The 7,411-nt window shown below is 62.7% G+C and carries 5 protein-coding genes; all 5 read right to left on the bottom strand.

Features of this window, described 5'->3' with window-relative positions; all coding sequences use genetic code 11:
* Positions 1-71: 71 nt before the first annotated feature.
* The 5 genes from ABLE93_RS24200 to ABLE93_RS24220 all read right to left on the bottom strand — a co-directional run bounded on the left by ABLE93_RS24200 (position 72) and on the right by ABLE93_RS24220 (position 7,348).
* Complete coding sequence (locus ABLE93_RS24200) at positions 72-2,135, bottom strand: ParB/RepB/Spo0J family partition protein (RefSeq protein ID WP_012116550.1); 2,064 nt, start codon at positions 2,133-2,135, stop codon at positions 72-74.
* A gap of 173 nt (positions 2,136-2,308) precedes the next feature.
* Complete coding sequence (locus ABLE93_RS24205; RefSeq protein WP_012116549.1) at positions 2,309-3,502, bottom strand: hypothetical protein; 1,194 nt, start codon at positions 3,500-3,502, stop codon at positions 2,309-2,311.
* A 187-nt stretch (positions 3,503-3,689) separates the two neighbouring features.
* Positions 3,690-4,211: a hypothetical protein gene (locus tag ABLE93_RS24210; protein ID WP_012116548.1), complete on the bottom strand. Its 522-nt coding sequence runs from the start codon at positions 4,209-4,211 to the stop codon at positions 3,690-3,692.
* Positions 4,212-4,232: 21 nt separating this feature from the next.
* Positions 4,233-6,227 carry an ATP-binding protein gene (locus tag ABLE93_RS24215; protein WP_012116547.1) on the bottom strand — a complete coding sequence of 665 codons (1,995 nt, stop codon included), beginning with the start codon at positions 6,225-6,227 and terminating at the stop codon, positions 4,233-4,235.
* Positions 6,228-6,229: 2 nt separating this feature from the next.
* On the bottom strand, positions 6,230-7,348 hold the full coding sequence (locus ABLE93_RS24220) for an SIR2 family protein (protein ID WP_348842263.1): 1,119 nt from the start codon (positions 7,346-7,348) through the stop codon (positions 6,230-6,232).
* Between the last annotated feature and the right edge of the window lie 63 nt (positions 7,349-7,411).

The raw sequence follows: 7,411 nt of genomic DNA on the forward strand, positions 1-7,411 counted from the left end.
CCCGCCGTCCGGGCCACGCGATAGGGGGGATCGCGGAGCCACAGACGGCGGGCCAGGTTGCCCGGGGAGGATTATTCGGCAGCGATCGAGGAGGAGATCGCTTCGGGCTCCTCAGTGTCGGCGAGGTCTTCGCTGTCGGCCATGGCCGTTTCGCCGTCGGTCTCCGCCGTTTCCTCGCCGACGGTGTCCAAGGGCTGGGTCCGCAGCGCCTCCGGGAGCCAGCCGCTGTCGGCGAGGAGGGTCTCGGCCTCCCGGGCCATGTCGCCCTTCTTGAGGTGGGCGATCCGCTCGGCCGGGCGCTCCCCCTTGGCCTCGGTCACCGCCTGCAGGATGCGGGCCTTGGTGACCCTGCCGAGGAAGGTGTCCACCGTGGGCTTCCATCCGACGGCTGCCATGTCGAGCGACACCGCCTGCGCCAGCCTATCGGCATGGGCGAAGGCGCGGGGACGGCGGTTCCAGGCCTCATGCACCGCATTGACCGAGAGGCTCACCACATGGGCGAACAGTGCGGCCCGGCTGTCGTGGTCCCACCCGCTCAAGGTGTCCCAGAGCGTGCCCGGCTCCTTCGGCAGAGCCTTGGCCCAGCTCTCATGCCGGACACGAATGGACTCGGCGGAGACGCTGTCATTGAGGCCCGGCGCCTGGGCATTGAACGAGACGCTCTTGAGATCGAGCTCAAGGCAGCTGTCCGAGCCATAGGCGTAGAAAGCTTTCAGCGTCAGGGCATGGACCGCGGCAAGGAAGGCGACGTCAGGCTGCTCGCCCAGCGAATGGCGCAGGCCGAGGGTGCGGTGGGTGGTCAGCTCCGTGAGCAGCCGGTCGGAGATGGGGGTGAGGCCGTCCTCCTCCTCGGGCTCGCCAGGAGCATCGCCTGCTGCCGCCTCCTGCCGAGGGGATGAGGCCACGAGGTTGGCACCGTCGGTCTCGATGGAAGGGTCATGGTCCTCCTCGACCGGCACCTCGTCCTCCGGGCGGACGAAACCCCGTTCCACCCGGAGCTTTCCATCCTGTGCGATGCTGACGAAGGCGCCGGCCCGGGCGACCTCCGCCGGATCGAACGCGAGAGGACGCGCTTCGAAGGCCTCCAGCATCGCCTCGAGTGCCCCGAGCCGCGCGTCGACCTCTTCGGGAAGCTCGTCGACATCGGCATGTTCTTCGGACAGACGATCGTATTCCCCCTGGGCTGCCTCCCGCGCAGCCTCCTCCGCTTCGGTCAAATGCATGGGCTCGCCCCGCAATTGGCGTAGGCCATAGGTGTGGCCATAGGCGAAGTCCGGCGCGACCTCGATCCACTTCCAACCCTCGCTCCGGATCACGTCGGCCTCGGCGACGAGCTTCTCGGCCACCATCCGGTCGACGAGGGGCACATCCTGCAGCCAGCCACCGTCATCGCCCTGGAACAGGTCGCGCAGCACCGTGCCGCCGGCCATCTCGTAGGCCTCGATGCCGATGAAGCGGGCCCGCTTGTCGGATGCCCGCACCGCGCCCTCCGTCAGCATGCGCCGGATGACATAGGGCTGCTTGTCGTAAGCTTGGGCGAGACGCTCCAGCACCTGCTCCTGCCGTTCATGGTCGCCCGATACGGTGAAGGCCATGAGCTGGTCGAGGGTGAGGCCATCCTCGGCATAGGTGTCGAGGAGCGTCGGAGAGAGCGAGGCGAGCTTCAGCCGCTGCTTCACCACCGCGACCGAGACGAAGAAGGCGGCGGCGATCTCCTCCTCGGACTGGCCCTTCTCCCGCAGAGCGAGAAAGGCACGGAACTGGTCGAGGGGATGGAGCGGCGCGCGCTGGACATTCTCGGCGAGGGAATCCTCCTCGGCGATGCCGCCCTCACGGACAATGCATGGCACCGGGGCCGTCCTGGCGAGGCGCTTGCGCTTCACCAGCAGCTCCAGCGCCCGATAGCGCCGCCCGCCGGCCGGGATCTCATACATGCCGGTCTCGACGCCGTCGGGATCGACCACGGCTCGGACATTGAGGCCCTGGAGCAGGCCGCGCCGGGCGATGTCCTCGGCGAGTTCCTCGATGGAGACGCCCGCCTTCACCCGGCGGACGTTGGCCTGACTCAGCACCAGCTTGTTGAAAGGGATGTCGCGGGAGGACGAAAGGGTGATCTTCTGAACGGCCGTGGCCATGGGATATTTCTCCGCGACGGGCGGCCAGAGAACCTCTCTCTGGCCTCCAACCCGTCACGAAGGACGGCGCCGCCCTCTTCCTCTGAGGGCAGCGCCGCAGAACCGATGATCCGGAAATCCGGAACAACACGAAGCCGGAGACACGACATTCCGCATCTCCGGCTTCGCGGATCTCAGACGGCGCGGTCGAGGAGTTTCTTCGCCCGCGCCTCCAGATCGAGGCGGGCATCCTGGTGGGGCTTGTCCCGGGCCACGGCCGTGATGCCCTGCACGAAGTCGAAGATGCTCTCCGGCTTGCGACCTTCTTCGGCCAGCACGGTCTCGATCACCTTCTGCGTCTCCGCCTTGGAGAAGCCCTTGCGGCGCAGGAACTCGGTGCGGTCCTCGTCGGTGCGCGCCACGATGCGCTCGCGTGCCGCCTTGATGCCGTTGACGAAGGGCATGGGGGAGGAGTTAGCAAAGCGCTCCAAAGCCGGCGCCGCCTGATGGGCGAACCGAGATGCGGCATACTTGGAGTGCCGGATGGTGATCTCCTCGAAATCCTCGACGCCCCACAGGTTGCGGTTCTGGCAGACGGCCCGCAGGTAGAAGCTGGCGATCCCCAGCGTCTTGGCGCCCACCTCCGAGTTCCAGCAATAGAAGCCCCGAAAAAACAGGTCCGGAGAGCCGTCCGGCAGCCGGCCAGCCTCGATGGGATTGAGATCATCCACCAGGAACAGGAAGACGTCCCGATCCGAGGCGTAGAGCGTGGTGGTGTCCTTGGTGATGTCGACGCGGGGATTGTAGATGCCTGTCGACCAGTCGAGCACACCCGGCACCTTCCAGCGGGTGTCGCCGGTGCCATTGCCGGCGATGCGGCGCACGGCATCCACCAGCTCGTGGTCGTAGATGCGGCCGTAGTCGGGACCGGTCACGGCCCGTAGCTCGACGCGGCCGTCCTCCACCTCCAGCGTCTTCACCTGCTCAGCGCGGTGCGTCAGCAGGCCGTGCTGCAGATTGATGCCGGCGAGCGGAGCCGGGAGTTGCCGCAGGTAGGCCGCCGGCGCGCCGATGAGGCTTGCAAGCTGGCCGAAGCTCCAGTGGGTCGGCGCAACAGGAGCCTCCGTCCCCGGCAGCGCGAGCGTCAGCCGGTCCGGCGCCTCTCGGCTCGCTTTGACGCGGATAGCCGCGCTCTCCACCGTCCGGGTCCGGCTCCGGTCGGACCGGCCGCGCACCGCGCCATACAGCTCCGACAGGGACAGATAGCGTTCGTCCGCCGGCCGGGAGAACCACTCCGACGACACGCGGCCGACGCGCTCGCCGCGATTGACATCCACCTTATACCCGCCGCTCGGATCACCGCGGGCGTCCAGAACCTGTTCGTTCATGGGATCGTTCTCCATGACGGGCGCCGGCAGCCTCTCTCCCGGCAGTCAACCCGTCACGGAAAACCGGTCCACCCTCTGACTCTTGAGGGGCGTTGCGGGGGCTCCCCGCTCGATGGGGTCGGCCGAGACCTGGCTCGGCCGCAGGGGAAGGCTTTCCCCTAGCAGCGTCACATCAGAAGAGCCGGATTCATTCAGGCCGGCTCGGGAACAGGAGATAGATCCAGTCGGCGCAAGCCGCCAGGATCTTCAGCGCCATGCCGGGGGAATGAATTTCAGCGCTGCCGTGGGACAGACCATTACGTAATGCGATAAGCGCCTCGACAGGATCGGCCATCAGCATGCTGCCCTCGACCATTGGCGGCAACGCGCCCGTTTTGCGTGCTCGATCGACCAGATTGCGCAGCGTGCCGCGTGCGTCTCCACCATGCCCACTCAAACGAAATTTGAGCGCTAGCTCGAAAGCTCCGAATGCTTGGATTTCTCCCACCACGAAGAGATCGTAGTCAAAAAAGGCGTAAAGCATGATGCTACGCGCTCTGTCGAAGGCCTTTTGAACCTCTACGGGTGCCGCACCCTTCAAGCCGACATCAACTATTCCGGCATGATGGTCTCGAAGCGTCATTCGACGCGCGACATCTTGCTCAATAACATAGAGGTCAGCGAACCGGGGATCGGGCTCGAGAAGGGAGTCGAATGGCTTGAGAGACATGGGGCAGATGGCTCCTCTGAGCTATGCGCCCCAAGCGTCAATGATTTGGCGCAGAGGAAACGGAGCTCTTTCCTTCGACCATTCGTGGTACGGCGCTGCCGTCTGGCTATAGGGGCCAGGCTCCGGTCGATCGAACTGAACCCGCGCCGGGATATGGAACGCGCTTCCGAAAACGATCGCCTCGCCCGACGACAAAATCGTCACCTGATCGAGCAAACGCCGCGCCTGCATCGGGATGATGCGTCGGAAATGGTCGATGTCGTCCGGGTTCTGCAGACGATGGCTGATGAAGTTGGCACACTGGCTGATAATTGTCTGGCTGATCTCGCTCGGTCGCTGGCTGGCGATGATCAGTGAGAGGCCAAACTTCCGTCCCTCCTTGGCGATACGCTCATAGGCGAGACGTGCGAGGCGATGGCCGCGGTCTTCGTCCGATCGCGCCGGCCGCGCGTAGTTGTGCGCCTCCTCCAGGACGAGCACCCAAGGATGCTTATAGCGTGATGCCGCCGGCAATCGCTCCCTTGCCTCGAGGAGTACGCGCCCGATGACGGCGCAAGCATAAGGGAGAATCTCGTTTCCCAACATGGATAAGTCGAGCACCGACACCTTAGGCCCGCCCGCATTTCCGAGACCAAAACGGGAAAACCACGATGCCAGATCCGGGATGCTAGTTTCGGCGTTCTCATAATTGAGAAACGAATGCCAGCGTTTATCGTCGAGGCGCGTCTTCAACCTCAGTTTCAACGTCGTGAGGTGTGCATCGACCCTTATGGTATCTTCCTTGGACACCGCTCGATTGATCAGGGATGGATCTGTCAACGTCGAACGGGAGATGCGCAACGGTGAATCGGCTGTCCGAACGGCAGTCTCGGCGACATGGCTGCCGCCGATGATCTTTGCGCGGATTTCATCCTGGAGCTTTCGAGCCTCGGCTTCGATCTGAGCAGCATTCGCGAGGACCTCTTGATTGAAACCGGTGATCGCTTTGTGCGATGCGAACAGAGTTTCAAATGAGGCTGTATCGATGTCGGAATTCGCCAGATAGCCTACAATCAGATCGCAATATGAACCAGCCGACTTCCGTTGTATCTTTTGGAGATCGGAAAGCAGCTTTTCGATTGAGCTTAAAGCACTCTGGAATGTATTAAGATTCGAAACCTCATCAGCATTCCCGCCCTTCGCGATCGCCCACCAATCCTTCAGGACCGGCTCCTGCGTTTGTTCGGCAGCGCTCAACCAAGCGCAGATCTCTTCAGCATTGAGAAACCAGAGTGGAAGGCCGAATTCTTCACCGTTGAGGTAGATGCGATCGGGCAATCGTGTGACGGTCTTGCCTGTTGGGAATGCCTTTTCATACTCGCCATTAATGTCGAGGATAAAGACATGCGGCTCCTCGGCGGCACCATCGAGCGCCTTCATCGCCTTCTGGATCAGGCTGGAAACGGAAAAGGACTTGCCCGAGCCGGTGTTGCCGACGATCGCCAGAGGGCGCGAAAACAGATCGTTGTAGGAGGCGCGCACGACATTGCGCGTCTGGCCCGTTGGAAACCCGATTTTCAGGTCGTAGTCGAAGTCCTTGTCATCATAGCCTTCTGGCCTATTGCGCCGCGGCGGAAGCTCGAACACAGCGCGCAGCACGGCCGGCGATCCGATCTCAGCAGGGGTATCGAGGGTTGGCAGAACGGATATGCCCGGGCTGAAGGAGGCGTCGTCATCAATGTTCTCGATCGTGCCCAGCAACTGCACGCTGGCGATCCGGCGAGACTTCATCAACTCAAGGCTGAGGTCGTCGCCACTTGCAGGGTCGAAGCTCTCGCGCGCCTCGAGGTCGGTAATGATGCCGATGACGGTTTCGCCCGCCCCCAATGAAAATGTCAGGTAGGCGTTGATGGCGATCGCGACCTGGACGCCGTCAAGGGTCGCGCGAAGCGCCGAGCGGGTTTCGGGCAAAAGCTCGACTTTCACCCGAAACCCCTGAACAGCGACGATGTGGCCGACAAGTCTAGGATTATCCATGGTCAAGCCCCCGTATCGGGTTCGGCGGGCATTGCAGACGAGGCGATCTGCTTTTCAAAACGACGCAGACGCAAGAAATCGTCGAGCCATTGGACGTCGGGCATCGCTGACCGCGCAAAATCATCAAAGGTCGCGTGCTTGAACGTGGCAGCCGCAAAGGCTGCGTCGGTCGGGCACAACACGAAAGCGCGCTTGCCAAGGTCCTTGTACCGCCGGATGCGCTCGACGACCGGGCTCTCCGGATTGGGCTCCACCACCAGCATAACCAGCGACGGGTTGATCAAGGCACTCTCGATGATTCGGCTGACATGATCGTCGCCGAAGCCGTAGCCGAGGACGAGCAGGAACGTCTGAGGGATGCCGAGGCGCACTTGGAATGATCGGAAGAGATGCGCATACGGCATCGTCAGCGTCTGCGTGAACTTATTCGCGGTCGGCAGAATACCGATCGATGCGGTTCCCTCGGCAAGATCAACGAGTGCGGCTGCCTTCTCCTCCGGCTTCAAGTCCACATAGGCTCGGAACGGCGCGAGGTCGGGGTGCCGCGCCCGCATCTCGCCATCTTGCTCGAACCAGTGAATTGACCCATGCAGCTTGTAAAAATGCAGGAACTTGTCGAAGCGCCGGACTCGGCCTTCGGCGACTTCCCCCGGATAATAGACGTCAAGGCCGTAGACGGAGGGATCGAACCGCGCTGCGGCGCGGCCGGTGAACCCATCGAAATACTGGATGCCGAGCAACTCCAGCGCCTGCTCGAACAGGGTGTCGTAGTTCAACGTGAAAAGATGAGTTCGCCCGAGATTGCTATCTCGGGCGACGAGCTTGGAGAGAAATGCGAGCTGCGGCGGGGTCTCTCTTATCGACTTCGCCATGGCCTTATCGGGCAAGGACAGCGCGCATTCTGCGAAAATCGACATGCGCAGATGGTTTACGAACCACTGGAGATCGTCAAAGCTTGGTGCGGGTGTGCTCGGCCAGGTGACACCGGAGAATGGTGCGTCTTTCGACTGGCCAATGACCAAGGCGTTGGCGACGAAGGATAGCCAAGCTTCGAAACCTAGGCAGTGTGGACGAAATCGCGATTGAATCTCGCTCAGGTATTCCCCTGCCGAATCCGGCATGATTCATAGGACTCCGACTGATTCGGAGACCAGAAGCCATGTCGACGCGGATGGACGAGGAGG

This window comes from Xanthobacter pollutisoli (assembly GCF_040044995.1).
In the GTDB taxonomy this organism is placed as follows: Bacteria; Pseudomonadota; Alphaproteobacteria; order Rhizobiales; family Xanthobacteraceae; genus Xanthobacter.